This window comes from Burkholderia sp. B21-005, assembly GCF_020843965.1.
GTDB classification, from domain to species: domain Bacteria; phylum Pseudomonadota; class Gammaproteobacteria; order Burkholderiales; family Burkholderiaceae; genus Burkholderia; species Burkholderia ambifaria.
Genome location: NZ_CP086302.1, coordinates 1,895,506 through 1,909,445 on the forward strand (window position 1 = coordinate 1,895,506; position 13,940 = coordinate 1,909,445).

General features: G+C 67.9%; 13 protein-coding genes. 7 read left to right on the top strand and 6 right to left on the bottom strand.

The annotated features are described in order from the left end of the window. Nucleotides 1-41: 41 nt before the first annotated feature. From LMA02_RS24925 to LMA02_RS24940, 4 genes are all read left to right on the top strand, one after another. Nucleotides 42-2,639, top strand: coding sequence for a fimbria/pilus outer membrane usher protein (locus LMA02_RS24925; RefSeq protein WP_228907920.1), 2,598 nt, complete (start codon nucleotides 42-44; stop codon nucleotides 2,637-2,639). Nucleotides 2,640-2,648: 9 nt separating this feature from the next. Then, nucleotides 2,649-3,653, top strand: a complete 1,005-nt coding sequence (locus LMA02_RS24930; protein ID WP_228907921.1) for a fimbrial protein — start codon at nucleotides 2,649-2,651, stop codon at nucleotides 3,651-3,653. A 155-nt stretch (nucleotides 3,654-3,808) separates the two neighbouring features. Then, entirely contained in the window at nucleotides 3,809-4,063 is a 255-nt protein-coding gene (locus LMA02_RS24935) for a GlsB/YeaQ/YmgE family stress response membrane protein (RefSeq protein WP_059691315.1), read from the top strand. A 353-nt stretch (nucleotides 4,064-4,416) separates the two neighbouring features. Next, nucleotides 4,417-4,752 (top strand): type 1 fimbrial protein, encoded by a 336-nt coding sequence (locus LMA02_RS24940; RefSeq protein WP_228907922.1) that lies wholly within the window; start codon nucleotides 4,417-4,419, stop codon nucleotides 4,750-4,752. 23 nt (nucleotides 4,753-4,775) lie between these two features. Here the strand turns inward: LMA02_RS24940 and LMA02_RS24945 are convergent, their stop codons facing one another. The 3 genes from LMA02_RS24945 to LMA02_RS24955 form a co-directional block, all read right to left on the bottom strand. Next, on the bottom strand, nucleotides 4,776-5,648 hold the full coding sequence (locus LMA02_RS24945) for a LysR substrate-binding domain-containing protein (RefSeq protein WP_228907923.1): 873 nt from the start codon (nucleotides 5,646-5,648) through the stop codon (nucleotides 4,776-4,778). A 124-nt stretch (nucleotides 5,649-5,772) separates the two neighbouring features. Continuing rightward, entirely contained in the window at nucleotides 5,773-6,672 is a 900-nt protein-coding gene (gene bla / locus LMA02_RS24950) for a class A beta-lactamase (protein WP_228907924.1), read from the bottom strand. Nucleotides 6,673-6,871: 199 nt separating this feature from the next. Further along, nucleotides 6,872-7,711, bottom strand: a complete 840-nt coding sequence (locus LMA02_RS24955; protein WP_228907925.1) for a peptidoglycan DD-metalloendopeptidase family protein — start codon at nucleotides 7,709-7,711, stop codon at nucleotides 6,872-6,874. A 537-nt stretch (nucleotides 7,712-8,248) separates the two neighbouring features. On the opposite strand from LMA02_RS24955, the gene LMA02_RS24960 reads away from it, so the two are divergent. Next, nucleotides 8,249-9,145: a LysR substrate-binding domain-containing protein gene (locus tag LMA02_RS24960; protein WP_126225571.1), complete on the top strand. Its 897-nt coding sequence runs from the start codon at nucleotides 8,249-8,251 to the stop codon at nucleotides 9,143-9,145. 53 nt (nucleotides 9,146-9,198) lie between these two features. After that, nucleotides 9,199-9,585: an ester cyclase gene (locus LMA02_RS24965; RefSeq protein ID WP_228907926.1), complete on the top strand. Its 387-nt coding sequence runs from the start codon at nucleotides 9,199-9,201 to the stop codon at nucleotides 9,583-9,585. 21 nt (nucleotides 9,586-9,606) lie between these two features. On the opposite strand, the gene LMA02_RS24970 is transcribed toward LMA02_RS24965, so the two are convergent. Both LMA02_RS24970 and LMA02_RS24975 read right to left on the bottom strand, forming a co-directional pair. Further along, nucleotides 9,607-10,347, bottom strand: a complete 741-nt coding sequence (locus LMA02_RS24970; RefSeq protein ID WP_165753346.1) for a sulfite exporter TauE/SafE family protein — start codon at nucleotides 10,345-10,347, stop codon at nucleotides 9,607-9,609. Between the two features lie 130 nt (nucleotides 10,348-10,477). Further along, a complete protein-coding gene (locus LMA02_RS24975; RefSeq protein ID WP_228907927.1) occupies nucleotides 10,478-11,494 on the bottom strand; it encodes an aldo/keto reductase in 1,017 nt (338 codons plus the stop codon). 135 nt (nucleotides 11,495-11,629) lie between these two features. On the opposite strand from LMA02_RS24975, the gene LMA02_RS24980 reads away from it, so the two are divergent. Beyond that, the gene (locus tag LMA02_RS24980) at nucleotides 11,630-12,541 is read left to right on the top strand and encodes a LysR family transcriptional regulator (protein WP_228907928.1); all 912 of its coding nucleotides are present in this window, start codon (nucleotides 11,630-11,632) and stop codon (nucleotides 12,539-12,541) included. Between the two features lie 47 nt (nucleotides 12,542-12,588). Here LMA02_RS24980 and LMA02_RS24985 read toward each other — a convergent pair whose 3' ends face one another. Continuing rightward, nucleotides 12,589-13,743 carry a porin gene (locus LMA02_RS24985; protein ID WP_228907929.1) on the bottom strand — a complete coding sequence of 385 codons (1,155 nt, stop codon included), beginning with the start codon at nucleotides 13,741-13,743 and terminating at the stop codon, nucleotides 12,589-12,591. Nucleotides 13,744-13,940 lie beyond the last annotated feature (197 nt).

Consider the following 13,940-nt stretch of genomic DNA (forward strand, 5'->3'; position numbering starts at 1 on the left):
AAACGCACCCGCTCGCCCCGAACCTTTGTGGAGTATTGCGCATGACCCCGACCCGACTGCCTCGCCGCGGCGCGGCCGACATGCCGCACGTCAAGCCGATCCATCTGCTGGTGGCGGCCTGCGTCGCCGCGTGGTCCGCCCATGGCCGCGCGACGACGCAGGCCACCGCCGAAAGCACGCTTGCTCAAGTCGAGTTCGACGGCGCGTTCCTGCAGAGTCGCCTGGGCAAGCGTGTCGACGTGTCGCGCTTCGCCCAGCGCAACGTGACGGCCCCCGGCGTGTACACCACCGACATCCATGTCGGTCCCGACTGGATCGGCCGTTACGACGTGCGCTTCGTGGCCGCGCCCGACTCGGGCGACGCGCGGCCGTGCTTCGACCGCACGCAGCTCGAGCGCGTTGGCGTCGATTTCGGCAAGCTCGCGCCGGAGATCGTCGCGCGACTGGACGGCGACGGCGCCTGCCTGCAACTCGACCAAGTCGTGCCGGGCGCCAGCGCGGCATTCGACTTCCCGCGACAGACCCTGCGGCTGTCGATCCCGCAGGCGTCGCTCGTGCGCAAGGCGCGCGGCTACGTGAGCCCCGATCAATGGACCTCCGGCGAAACCGTCGGCCTGCTCGGCTACAACTTCAATCTTTACACGTCGAAGGCCAGCGGCCACACCACGCAGACGCAAGGCTATCTCGGCCTGAACGGCGGCGTGAACCTCGGCAACTGGCGCTTGCGCCACGAAGGCTCCTATTCATGGTCGTCGCGCGGCGAGAGCCGGTATCAGGACATCGCGACCTATCTCCAGCGCGACTTGCCGTCGCTGTCGTCGCAGCTCGTCGTCGGCGAAAGCTACACGTCGGGCGAACTGTTCGACTCGACGCAGTTCCGCGGCGTGCGCCTGTCGACCGATGATCGGATGCTGCCCGACTCGCTGCGCGGCTATGCGCCCGTGGTGCGCGGCATCGCGAACAGCAACGCGAAGGTGACGATCCGCCAGAACGACGTGACGATCTACGAGACGACGGTCGCACCCGGCAATTTCGAAATCGACGACCTCTATCCGACCGGGTACGGCGGCGACCTGCAGGTATCGATTGCCGAAGCCGACGGCTCCGTGCACTCGTTCTCGGTACCCTACGCCGCCGTGCCGATGTCGCTGCGGCCGGGCATCGGCCGCTACAGCTTCGTCGCGGGCACGCTGCGCAATCCCCACGGATCGAGCCAGCCGCTGTTCACGCAGGCCACGTACCAGCGCGGCCTGACCAACCTGCTGACGGCCTACGGCGGCGTCACGCTCGCGGGCGGTTACGCGTCGGCGATGCTGGGCGGCGCGTTCAACACGTCGTTCGGCGCGTTCGGCGCGGACGTCACGCATGCGCTGACCTCGATCCCCGGCGCGAAGCGCTACAGCGGTTCGAGCGTGCGCGTCAGCTATGCGAAGTCGGTCGATGCGACCGGCACCGATATCGCACTCGCCGCGTATCGCTATTCGACGGACGGCTATTTCGGCCTCAACGATGCGATGCAGGCACGCGATGCCGCGCGCGACGGCCGCTCGGCGCAGTCGGTCTGGCGCCAGCGCAATCGCGCGTCGCTGGCGCTCACGCAGCGCCTGGGCACGACCGGCGGCCGCATCAATGCGACGGCATCGGCCGTCAACTACTGGAACCGCCCCGGCTCGGACGTCAATTACTCGGTGGGTTACACGAACCGGTTCCGCAACATTTCCTACAGCCTGACGGCCACGCGGCAGCGCAATGCCGGCGGCGACATGGGCACGCTCTATTACGCCAGCGTCACGATCCCGTTCGGCCGGGAGCGCCCGATGACCGTGTCGGGCAACGTGTCGCGCGACACGCTCGGCCGCACCCGGTTGCAATCGACGCTGTCCGGATCGCTCGGCGAGGACCACGCGCTGTCGTACAGCGTCAGCGCGAACCACGCGTCCGGCCCGAACTCGGGCACGGACGGCAGCGCCAACGTCACGTACCGCACGCGCGTCGCCGAAATCAACGCCAGCGCCGGCGCGAGCACGGACTTCCAGCAGGGCTCGCTCGCCGTGCGCGGCGCGCTGGTCGCACACCGCGGCGGCATCACGTTCTCGCAGCCGGTATCCGAGACGTTCGCGATCGTCGAGGCGCCCGGCGCGGCCGGCGCGCGCGTCACGAACGCGGCGGGCGTCAAGGTCGACGGCAACGGCTACGCCGTCGTGCCGTACCTGACGCCATACAGCCTCAATACGGTCGCACTCGATCCGAAGGGCATCCCGATGGATGTCGAGTTGAAGGAAACCAGCCGGCAGATCGCGCCGCGCGCCGGCGCGGTGCCGCTCATCCGGTTTGCGACCGACACCGGCCGCGCGGCGCTCGTTCAGGCGCGCCAGGCCGACGGCGCGCCGTTGCCGTTCGGCGCCGCGGTGCACGACGAGGCCGGGAAGGAAGTCGGCCTCGTCGGCCAGGCGAGCAGGATCTTCGCGCGCGGGCTCGCCGACAGCGGTTCTCTGACGGTCCAATGGGGCGCCGACCGCCACTCGATCTGTCGGATCGCATACGAGCTGCCCGTCGCGGAACATCGCCGGCCATCGTCGGGCATTCAGACCGTCAAGAGCATCTGCCAGCCCGACGCCACGGCCGCCGGCATTCAATAAGGAATCCCCATGTTCAATGTCCGTCCATCGTTCGTATCGACCCGAGTGACGAGCCCGGCACGCATCGCGTACACGCGCGACGCATGCAGCGGCATGGCCCGACGCTGCGCCCGCATGAGTGCGGTTGCCGCGACGGTTCTGCTCGCATGCGTCGCATTCGCGGCCGACGCAAGCGCCGCCTCCCTCTATGCGTTCGGGCAGGCGAGCGTTTCCAGCCCCGGCAACGCCACGCCGGGCACGGTCGTCGCGCGTCATTACTTCACGCCGCAGGACGTGTGCGGCGCGAGCACCTGCCAGATCACGAGCATCTCGATGTACGCCAAAGGCGGCGTGTGGGTGTCCGACGGCCCCGATCTGGAAACCAACGTGTCCGGCCTGTCGACGCGCATGATCGTCGACGGTAACGTCGCCGTCTCGTCGACGAAGACGACACTGCGCAACACGCTCGAAATCATGCTGTTTCGCGACAGCCGGCTACCGCAGGACGGGTCGCTCAATTCCGGCCTGCTCGGCGCCTATTACACGATCAATTACAAGTCCGGCATCTTCGGCGCCTCGTCCCCGGTCTTTCTCGCCGCGAAGGTCAGCTTCATCAACGGCACGTGCTCGATTCCCGACCAGACCGTGACGCTGCCGTCCGTGCAGCACAACGTGTTCAACGGCATCGGCTCGACCGCCGGCGCGACGGATTTTCAGGTGCAGTTGAACAACTGCCCGGCCGGTTACAACCGGATCGGCTATCAAATCGCTCCGCTGGACGACGTGGTCGCCGGCACGCCGGGCGGGATGCAGTTGCGCCCGGATGCCACGACCAGCGGCATCGGCATCCAGGTCGCCGACGCCACGACCGGCCAGCCGCTGACGCTGGGGAAGTCGCACACGGTGACGAACTACAACCCGGCCACGGGCGGATCGCCGACGATTCGGCTGCGTGCGTCCTACCTGCAGACCGACGCGAAGGTCGGCGGCGGTTCGGTTCATGCGGCGGCGCAGGTTCTGCTCGACTACCAATGAACGACGCGCCGCGGCGGCGGCCCTGACATCCGCGCGACGCGGGCGGCATGCGATACTCGGCACGCCCGCACCGGTTCGACTCCACGGGGAACCCCGGTGCGCCAGGCGAGTCCATCTCCTTTCGTCAACAACTCAACAGCATTAGGGAGGCGTTCATGCTGCAATTCATCGAAACCCTGGTAGTCGGGCTCATCGTCGGCCTCCTCGCCCGCGCGCTCAAGCCCGGCGACGACAAGATGGGCATCCTGATGACCGTCGTGCTCGGCGTCGTCGGCTCGCTCGTCGCAGGCTACGTCGGCCGCGCCGCCGGCTGGTATGCGCCGGGCCAGGGCGCAGGCTGGATCGCGTCGATCATCGGCGCGATCGTGCTGCTGGTGGTCGTCGGCGCGGTGCGCAAGCGCGCCGGCTGATCGCCACATCTCGCTGCGATGCGATACGGCCGCTCGTCATGAGCGGCCGTTTTCTTTTGGCATCGCGAATCACCGGATCGGCGGCTCGTTGAGTCCTCAACGATCGAGCAGCCTCCGCAACCATCTCCGCTCTTCCCGCCAGCCTACGCCCCCGGCAATACCCTGCCTTGCGCCCCCACAAATTTGAGATAAATTGATTGGAGGAATACGGCGTCGTTTGCCTATGTCCGTTATTTCCGATTTTTCATTCAAGAGGTCCGATGGATTTGCCGTTTACGCATACAGCATCGCAGCGTTGACGGACTGCCATTCGAGCGGCCCGGCTGCGACGCGCTTGCCCTCTGGAGCCTGTCATGAAGCATTGCCCGTTTGCCGCCTCGGTTGCCCTGGCTGTCTCGCTTCTGGCGTCGTCCTCATCATTTGCCGCCGGCACGGGCGGCATCATCCACTTCACCGGCATGATCGTCGAACCGCCGTGCTCGTTCGCACTCGACACGGCCGACGCCGCGCGTGCGCACGTGCGCCCCAACTGCCCGCGCCCGGCCACGGGCCAGGTCGCATTCGTCGACGCGGCCAGCCTGCGCACGATCAAGACCACGAACTTTACGCAGGCCTCGCGCGCAATCGTTTTACCTGACCGTCCGGGCAACGCGCATGCGCCGATGATCGCGGTCGTCACCTACCAGTAACGCGTGCTGCCGGAGCGGTCGTGTCAGTCGCGATGGCGGGCGATCCAGTCGCTGAACGCGCGGATCTTCTGCTGGCTGCCGATGTTCTCCGGATAGACGAAAAAGTAGCGGGCGCCGGTCTCGAGCACGATGTCGAATGGCCGTTCGAGCCGGCGCGCACTGACGTCGTCGTCGACGAGCGTCACGTCGCCGATCGCGACGCCGAAGCCCTGCATCGCCGCGTTGGTCGCGAGGTCGAGCGTATCGAAGGTCGGCCCGCGCTCCGCGTCGACGGCGCGCTCGCCCGCGTGATCGAGCCACGCGCGCCAGTCGCGATGGTCGCGCGTCGGATGCAGCAGCGTATGGCGCGCGAGATCGCCGACCGCATCGAGCGGTGCGGTCTGCCGCAACTCGGGTGCGCACACCGGCGTCAACCGCTCGTCGAACAGCGGCAGCGCGCACACGCCGGTGCCCGGCGACGTGCCATAGACGACCGCCGCATCGAACGGCTCGGTCGAGAAATCGACGACGTGCTGCCACGCGGTCGTGATCTGCACATGGAGATCGGGATGCTCGCCCTGGAAGCGCATGATGCGCGGCAACATCCAGCGCATCACGCAGGTCGGCACCTTCAGCGCGAGATCGGTGCGTTGCCGCGTGAGCTTCATCGAGATGTCCTCGATCCGCGCGAAGCTCTCGTCGACCACCGGCAGCAATTGCTCGCCCTCCGCCGTCAGCGTGAGGCCCTTCGCGTGCCGCTTGAACAACGGGAAACCGTAATGCGCCTCGAGCGTCTGGATCTGACGGCTGACCGCGCCTTGCGTGAGGCACAGCTGCTCGGCCGCACGCGTGAAGCTGCGGTGGCGGGCCACGGTCGAGAAGATCTGCAGCGCGTGCAGGGGCGGAAGTCGGCGCATGACGAGGCAGGTAGACGAAACATCCGCGCCGAAGCACGGCGCGGCAAGGCCGCGCGCCGGCACCGGCGCGCGCTGATCGACACGATAAGCCAAACGCCGGCTTTACGCGAGGTGCGTCGGACGCTCAGGCCGTTGCGGTGAGCGCGCCCGTCGCGATGCGCGCCGCCGACGCGACGACATCCGCGCGGGCCGCCACGTCGGCACTCGGCTGCGTGAACGACACGGCCAGCACGATCGGCGCGCGCGACGGCGGCCACAGCACCGCGATGTCGGTCGTCGTGCCGTAGCCGCCGGTGCCGGCCTTGTCCGCGATACGCCAGCCGGGCGGCACGCCGGCCGCGATCCCGGTCGCGCCGCGCGTGCCGCCGGTCATCCATTCGGTGAGCTGCGCCCGCTGCGGCTCGCGCAGCGTATCGCCGAGCAGCAGCAACTGCAGCAGGTCGACCATCGCGACCGGTGTCGACGTATCGCGCTCGTCGCCGGGCGCGGCCTGGTTCAGTTCGGGTTCCCAGCGGTCGAGCCGGAACACGGTGTCGCCGCTTTCATGCGCGAACGACGTGACGGCCTGCGGGCCGCCGAGCACGCCCATCAGCAGATTCCCGGCGCCCTTGTCGCCCGACTGCAGCATCGCCGCGCACAGCTGCGCGATCGTCATCCCCGTGTCGACATGACTTTCCGTCACCGGCGAGCCGGCCACGACTTCATAGCGGCGATACAGGATGCGGCGCGGCAGCAACGATGCGTCGAGCGAACCGCGCGCGAGGATCGCGGCGGCGGCAACGACCGCATAGGTGCCGCACACCGGGAAGCGCTCGCGCGCGTGATGCGCGATGCGCGTGCCGTTCGACGTATCGAGTACTGCGATACCAAGCCGGCCGTTCGATGCCTTTTCAAGCGCGGCGAGTTCAGCCTGGGCGGCGTGGGCGCGCGCCTGGTCGGCGACGGGCGCCGACGAGCACGCGGCGACGAAGGGCGCGGCGACGGCGGCGAGCAACAGCGAGCGGCGTGTCGGAGAATATTCCATGGATGAGTGGTGTTCTGTCGGAAACGGTGGCACGGAGCAACGCACGCATCGTCGATACGCACGCGTTCACGCCGACGGCCGGCTCGCGACGGCATCTGCCGCGCATCCCCAAAGACGCCCGTCGGCCCCGCGGACGCGGGACTCGCATGAGGCCCTAGCGTAACAGCGAGCGCGGCCACGTTCCAGCGGCGCGGCCGCTTCAGCCTTGCGACGACGGCAGGTACGGCATCGGATTGACGGGCTTGCCGTCGCGCCGCACCTCGAACAGCAGCGCGACACGCGAGTTGTCGAGGTCGCCCATCTCGGCAATCGCGTCGCCCTGGCGCACGATGTCGCCGGTCTTCACGAGCAGCTTGCGGTTGTGCGCATAGGCGGTCAGGAAATCCGCGTTGTGCTGGACGATGATCAGGCTGCCGTAATCGTTCAGGCCGGTGCCCGCATACATCACGCGGCCGTCGGCCGCCGCGCGGACCGGGTCGCCCGGGCGGCCGGCGATCTGGATGCCGCGGTTCTGCCCTGGCCGGAACGCGTCGACGATCTTGCCCTGCGCGGGCCATCTGAGCGCCACCCCGCCCGCATGCCGCTTGGTTTCCTTCACGACCTGCCGGTCGCTCGCCGTCGACGCGCTCGCCTGGCCCGCGCCCGTCGAACTGTTCGCGGCGACCTGCGTGCCGACGTTCGCCGCCGGCGCCGGCAACGGCTGCGGCCGGACGATGCGCAACACCTGCCCCATGCGCAGCTTGCCGCGCCCATCGAGCTTGTTCCAGGTGCGCAGGTCGGCGACGCTGCAGTCGTTCGCGGACGCGATGCCCGTCAGCGAGTCGCCACGTTTCACCACGTACTTCTGTGCGACGAGAATCGGCGCAGGCGGCGGCGTCGCGGGCGTGGCCGCACCCGCGGCGGCACGCTGGCCCGACGGCGCGCCCGCCAGCGTGTCGCTCGGTGGGACGGACGGCGAACTGGCACAACCGGCCATGACGAGCACGGCGGCCAGGCCAGACAGCCACGCCGACTTGCGGCAAATCTCGTGCAGTTTCATGGACGATCGACTCCGGTTTGACAATCTTTCAAGCATCTCAAAAACGGAACGGCCGACGTGTAACCGGATGCAAACAATGATGACAAACGATCACGAGCCGGGCGTCGGCAGACGCTTGTTACCGGTAATACGGTCGAATTCGGAAAAACTTGACAGTTTTAGGCGCACGATGCGGCAAAAATTTCGCGTCGGGCCATTATTTCGAACAGCTTTCAATTCGCGCATGGCTGCGGCGGACAGGCGAGCCGGCCTGCGCCGGCCGGCCGCTCAGCGCAGCCAGTCGACCAGCTCCGCGCACGCCCACGCGACACCGATGCACAGGAACAGCACGTGCAACGCGATCTTGAACGACACGCCCCACGACGAATCGATCCGCATGACAGTCTCCCCCGGTGATATGCGGCCATGATCCGGCATCGATCCCGCCCCGAAAATGCGGAACCGGCGAACAGGGCCTCAAGCCCAGCCTGAGACCAGCGCGGCGGTTCCTGCTAACGTATCGGCCATTCCAATCGTTATGCGCCCCCTGCTCCCACCATGCGCTTCGACCTGACCGACCTGCGGCTCTTCCTGAACATCTGCGAGGCCGGCACGATCACGGGCGGCGCCGAGCGCACCCACATCACGCTGCAGGCCGCGAGCGAGCGCATCCGCGGGATGGAGGACGAGCTCGGCGTGCCGCTGCTGCACCGGGCCAAGTCGGGCACCCAGGTGACCGACGCCGGCCGCGCGCTCGAGCACCACGCGCGCACGGTGCTGCAGCAGATCGACCACATGCGCGGCGAACTGCAGCAATACGGCCAGGGGCTGCGCGGGCATATCCGGCTGCTGTGCAACACGGCGTCGCTGAGCGAATACCTGCCCGACGCGCTCGCCGCGTATCTGCCGCATCATCCGAAACTGTCGATCAGCGTCGAGGAGCGCTCGAGCCAGGAGATCGTCCATGCGATCCGCAACAAGACGGCCGAGGTCGGCATCGTCGCGGATTCGGTCGGGCTCGGCGGGCTCGAGCAGAAGCCGTTCCGCGAGGACTGGCTGATCGCGGTCGTGCCGGCCGGGCATCCGCTCGCCGCGCGCGACAAGGTCGCGTTCGACGAGATCGCCGACGCGGATTTCATCGGACTGACCGACGGCAGCGCGCTGCAGGTCCATCTCGCGGACCAGGCGCGTGCGCTCGGCAAGCGGATTCGCTACCGTGTGCAGTTGAAGAGTTTCGATGCGATCTGCCGCGTGATCGAAAGCGGCGTGGGAATCGGCATCGTGTCGCGCCATGCGGCCGAGCGCGCGATGCAGACGATGGACGTGCGGCTCGTCGAGCTGTCCGACGCGTGGAGCCACCGCAAGCTGACGCTCTGCGCGCGATCGTTCGATGCGCTGCCGAAATACACGCAGGCGTTCGTGTCGTATCTGTCGGGCGAGACCCCGCCGCGCTGAACGACGCGCGTCATCCGGACCAACCGCGCGATACACGAGGAGGCACCGCAGCCATGACCGCAACTGACCTCGCCATGCGCTACCGCGCATACATCGACTGCCTGAACCGGCAGGACTGGCCGGCACTCGGCCAGTACGTCGCCGACAACGTGATCCACAACGACCGGCCGCTCGGCCTGACCGGCTACCGTGCGATGCTGGAGCAGGATTTCCACGACATTCCGGATCTCCATTTCGAAATCCGGCTACTCGTGTGCGAACCGCCGCGCGTCGCCTGCCGGCTTCGCTTCGCCTGTGCGCCGAAAGGGACGTTCATGGGGCTCGCCGTGGACGGCACGCGCGTCACGTTCGCCGAGAACGTGTTCTACGAATTTCACGACGGCAGGATCCGCCAGGTCTGGTCCGTGATCGACAAGGCCGCGATCGAAGCGCAGCTGTGACGATGCGGGCCGTCTCGATCTTTACCGCAATCCGGTCACGGCCATGTAAGCACCGAGCGCGATCATCCCGACGAAGAAGCAGCGCTTGAACGCCTGCTCGCTCATCACGCGCCGCGCGTATTGCCCGCCGACCATCCCCGCGAGCGCCGGCACGAGCGCCAGCGCCGATACGCCGAGATCGACGGTCTGCAGCGCGCCCGTCACGCGCAACTGCAGGCCGAGCGCGATCGTCGACGCGGTAAACGACAGCCCGAGCGCCTGGATCAGGTCGTCCTTCGACAGGCGCAGCGCCTGCAGGTACGGCACGGCCGGCACGACGAACACGCCGGTGGCGGCCGTCACGACGCCCGTCAGGTAGCCGATCACGGCCGACAGCCACTTCTCGTGACGCCCCGGCGCGGGCAGCCGCGCGGCGGCAAGCCCCCAGCAGCCGTATGCGACCAGCACGATGCCGAGCGCCGCGTGCGTCCACGTGCTGCCGGCCGCGAGCGCGGGCAGCCCGCCTGTCAGCGTGCCGATCGTCAGGCCGGCGAGCAGCGGCCACAGACGTCGCAGCAACGGCCCGAACGACGGGCCGAGCCACAACTGCCACACATTGGTGATGAACGACGGCACGAGCAGCAGGCTCGCGGCGGCCGATGGCGGCATCGCGAGCGTCAGCAGCCCCATCGCGATCGTCGGCAGCCCGAGGCCGATCATGCCCTTGACCGCGCCGGCCAGCAGAAAGACCAGCACGATGATCGTCAGCGTATGAATTTGCATGGAAGGCGTTCCGTCGGGTCGAATACGGCGCCGATGGTGAACCACCGTCCCGCCGCCCGCCATCTGGTTTTGCCTGAGGCTGGCTCGGGCCCGTCCGGCCGGGACCCCGCCATGCGCGCCGCCCGGGCGCTCACGCGCCGTGTGCCGGCCCCCGTCCCTGCTCGCTGTCGAGGTGCGCCATCTGGGAGGCCGAATAACGCTCGCCGGCAGCCGCCCCGGCGGGAACCGCCGCTTCGATGCGGGCGAGATCATCGACCGTTAGTTGCAGTTCGGAGGCGCGCGCGGCATCCTGAAGCTGGGTGCGCTTGCGTGCGCCGACCAGCGGCACGATGTCGTCGCCGCGCGACAAAACCCATGCGATGGCGACCTGCGCCGGATTGCTGCCCTTCTCGTTCGCGATCGCGCGCAGTGCGTCGACCAGCGCGAGATTGTGCGTGAGGTTCTCGCCCTGGAAACGCGGGCTGGCCGCGCGGAAATCGCGCTCGCCCTGCCGTGCCGCGCTCCAGCCGCCGCCGAGCAGCCCGCGCGACAGCACGCCGTACGCCGTCACGCCGATCCCGAGTTCGCGGCACACGGGCAGGATGTCCGCCTCGATTCCGCGCGACAGCAGCGAGTACTCGATCTGCAGGTCGGCGATCGGCGCGACGGCCGCCGCGCGGCGGATCGTGTCGGCGCCGAGCTCCGACAGGCCGATATGGCGCACATAGCCGGCCTTCACGAGATCGGCGATCGCGCCGACCGTCTCCTCGATCGGCACCGCCGGATCGACGCGCGCCGGCCGGTAGATGTCGATATGGTCGGTGCCGAGCCGCTTCAGCGAATACGCGACGAAGTTCCGGATCGCTTCCGGCCGCGCGTCGTAGCCGGCGAACCCGCCGGCCGGATCGCGCAGCGCGCCGAACTTCACGCTGATCAGCACCTGGTCGCGCGTCCGGCCGCGCAGCGCGTCGCGGATCAGCATCTCGTTGTCACCCATCCCGTAGAAGTCGCCGGTATCGAGCAACGTGATGCCGTGGTCGAGCGCCGCGTGCAGCGTCGCGATGCTTTCGTCGCGATCGGCCGGCCCGTAGAAATCCGACATCCCCATGCAGCCGAGTGCGATCGCCGAAACCCGCGGGCCCGTGCGGCCCAGTTGACGCTTGTCCATGTCCGTTTCCTTGCGGTGGTGAGTGAATGAACCGGATTCTCGGCGCATTGCGGCGCGCGATAAACGCGAAACGCCCAACCAAATCATTCGACGCTGATTAACAATGGAGGCTGTCCCCCTCCGTACCCACCCCGCATGGACCATCTGCATGCAATGCGCATCTTTGCGCGCGTCGCCCACCTCGGCAGCTTCACGAAAGCGGCCGAGCAGCTGCAATTGCCGCGCCCGACGGTCAGCAATGCCGTCCAGTATCTGGAGAAACACCTGGGCGTGCGGCTGCTGCAACGGACCACCCGGCGCGTCGCGCTGACCGCCGAGGGCACCACGTACTACGAGCGCTGTACGCGGCTGCTGGCCGATCTCGACGATGCCGAGACGCTTTTCGACGACGCCGGTGCGGCGCCGCGCGGCGTGATCCGCGTCGACCTGCCCGAGCGCTTCGCACTGAACAAGGTGATTCCGGCGCTGCAGGATTTCCACGCACGCTATCCCGACCTGCGCGTGCTGCTCAGCACGACCGACCGCTTCGTCGACCTCGTCGCCGACGGCATCGACTGCGCGGTGCGGGTCGGCGTGCTGTCCGACACGTCGCTGGTCGCACGGCGCATCGGCGAGCTGGCGCAGATCAACTGCGCGTCGCCCGCGTATCTCGCGCGGCACGGCACGCCGCGCTCGCCGGACGATCTGCCCGACCACGTCGCGGTCGGCTATTTCTCGAGCCGCACGGGCCGCGAGCTGGACTGGGAATATGCGGACATGGATTCGGGTGCGCTGCAGACCGTGAAGATGCGCAGCGTCGTCGCGGTGAACAGCTCGCAGGCGTATCTCGCGTGCTGTCTCGCGGGCCTCGGGATGATCCAGGCGCCGCGCGAGGGGCTCGCACCGCTGCTCGAGGACGGCTCGCTGGTCGAGGTGCTGCCGGAATGGCATGCCGAGCCGCTGCCGGTATCGGTCGTGTTCCCGAACGGCCGGCATCTGGCGCCGCGGGTGCGGATCTTCGTCGACTGGCTTGCGGAGACGCTCGGCGACATGGACCGGGCGCAATGACGGCAGCCGGCGCCGGGGCGATCAGCCGCCGGCCCGGTGTCGCGCACTCAGAACTTGTGGCGAATCGCGGCGCGCACCGCGAACTGGTTCGACGACGACGACGGGCCGTCCGTCCCGACCACATAGCCGCCGTCGGCCGCGGTGCCCGTCTTGTCGCCGGCGACTTTCTGCCACGCGCCCTGCAGATAGACGTCGGTGCGCTTGGACAGGCTGTAGTCGGCCATCAGCCCGACGGTGTGGTATTTCGGCTTGAACGAACCGGCCGAGGCGTCGAACTTGCCGTCCGTGTACACGTACTGCGCGCCGAGATAGAAATCGGACGTGAGCTGGTACTTGCCGTTGATCTCGAAGTTCTGGAACTTGGTCGCGGTCAGCCCGAGGCCCGAGAACGTCGACGCCGGCAGGTAGACGGTCGACACCGGGTTCTTCACGTCGGTCTTCGTATAGACGAAGCCGACCGTCGCCGAGCCGAACGTATAGTTGATGCCGCCGCCGAAGATACGCAGGCGGTCGGCGACGAAATTCGCGTCGTCGGCCGCGATCGCGCCCGCGTTGCCGACGCCCGGGCTGTTCGCCTGCAGGTACGCGGCCGCGACCTGCAATCCGGCGAGCGAATACTGCGCCCCGATGCTGTACTGGCGGTTGGTCGAGAAGCCCGTGCTGTTGCTGAAGCTGTAGGTGCCGCCGAACGACAGCCCGTTCCAGTCGGGGCTCGCGTACTTGACCGTGTTGTTGACACGGAACGAGTTGTCCGTGTTGTCGTTGTCGAACGGGTGCGAGAACAGCGTGCCGCCCCAGTTGCCGTTCGCGGTCAGCGGTGCGAGATAGTCGACGACGGAATCGTACTGGCGGCCGAAGGTCAGCGTGCCGAAACGCGACGCGCTCAGCCCGACGAACGCCTGGCGGCCAAACATCCGGCCGCCCTGGTTGAGCCGGCCGTTGTTCACGTCGAAGCCGTTTTCCAGCGTGAAGATCGCCTTCAGCCCGCCGCCCAGTTCCTCGCTGCCCTTCAGGCCCCAGCGGCTGCCCTGCGCATAGCCGCTCGCGAGCTGGTAATCCGCTTTTCCGACCCCATTCACGTTCACGTTGTTCGTGTAGTTGAAGCCTTCGTCGATCAGGCCGTACAGCGTCACGCTGTCCTGCGCGAAGGCCGGCGCGGCGAACGCTGCCAGCGCGGCGGCAAAAATGACGTGGTTCTTCATGACGGATTCTCCGGAGCCGTTGCCGGGCAGGCCTTGCGCCCGGCGCTAGTTTCGTCTGTTTTATATAGGTGGCCCGCAGGGCGGACTACGCGGTGTGCGGCCGCGAGGACAAAATGGTGTCACGTCGCAAACCACCCGTCCATCGGGGCGTGGGCGCGGCGCACAAAGCGTTGCGCTCGTCCAACTGCCCCGTTCCG

Bases quoted from the DNA above. Each gene is read 5' to 3' on its own strand.
- LMA02_RS24945 (WP_228907923.1), bottom strand. From the start codon at position 5,648: ATGCGCCGACTTCCGCCCCTGCACGCGCTGCAGATCTTCTCGACCGTG.
- bla (WP_228907924.1), bottom strand. From the start codon at position 6,672: ATGGAATATTCTCCGACACGCCGCTCGCTGTTGCTCGCCGCCGTCGCC.
- LMA02_RS24965 (WP_228907926.1), top strand. From the start codon at position 9,199: ATGACCGCAACTGACCTCGCCATGCGCTACCGCGCATACATCGACTGC.
- LMA02_RS24940 (WP_228907922.1), top strand. From the start codon at position 4,417: ATGAAGCATTGCCCGTTTGCCGCCTCGGTTGCCCTGGCTGTCTCGCTT.
- LMA02_RS24955 (WP_228907925.1), bottom strand. From the start codon at position 7,711: ATGAAACTGCACGAGATTTGCCGCAAGTCGGCGTGGCTGTCTGGCCTG.
- LMA02_RS24935 (WP_059691315.1), top strand. From the start codon at position 3,809: ATGCTGCAATTCATCGAAACCCTGGTAGTCGGGCTCATCGTCGGCCTC.
- LMA02_RS24970 (WP_165753346.1), bottom strand. From the start codon at position 10,347: ATGCAAATTCATACGCTGACGATCATCGTGCTGGTCTTTCTGCTGGCC.
- LMA02_RS24925 (WP_228907920.1), top strand. From the start codon at position 42: ATGACCCCGACCCGACTGCCTCGCCGCGGCGCGGCCGACATGCCGCAC.
- LMA02_RS24985 (WP_228907929.1), bottom strand. From the start codon at position 13,743: ATGAAGAACCACGTCATTTTTGCCGCCGCGCTGGCAGCGTTCGCCGCG.
- LMA02_RS24960 (WP_126225571.1), top strand. From the start codon at position 8,249: ATGCGCTTCGACCTGACCGACCTGCGGCTCTTCCTGAACATCTGCGAG.
- LMA02_RS24930 (WP_228907921.1), top strand. From the start codon at position 2,649: ATGTTCAATGTCCGTCCATCGTTCGTATCGACCCGAGTGACGAGCCCG.
- LMA02_RS24975 (WP_228907927.1), bottom strand. From the start codon at position 11,494: ATGGACAAGCGTCAACTGGGCCGCACGGGCCCGCGGGTTTCGGCGATC.
- LMA02_RS24980 (WP_228907928.1), top strand. From the start codon at position 11,630: ATGGACCATCTGCATGCAATGCGCATCTTTGCGCGCGTCGCCCACCTC.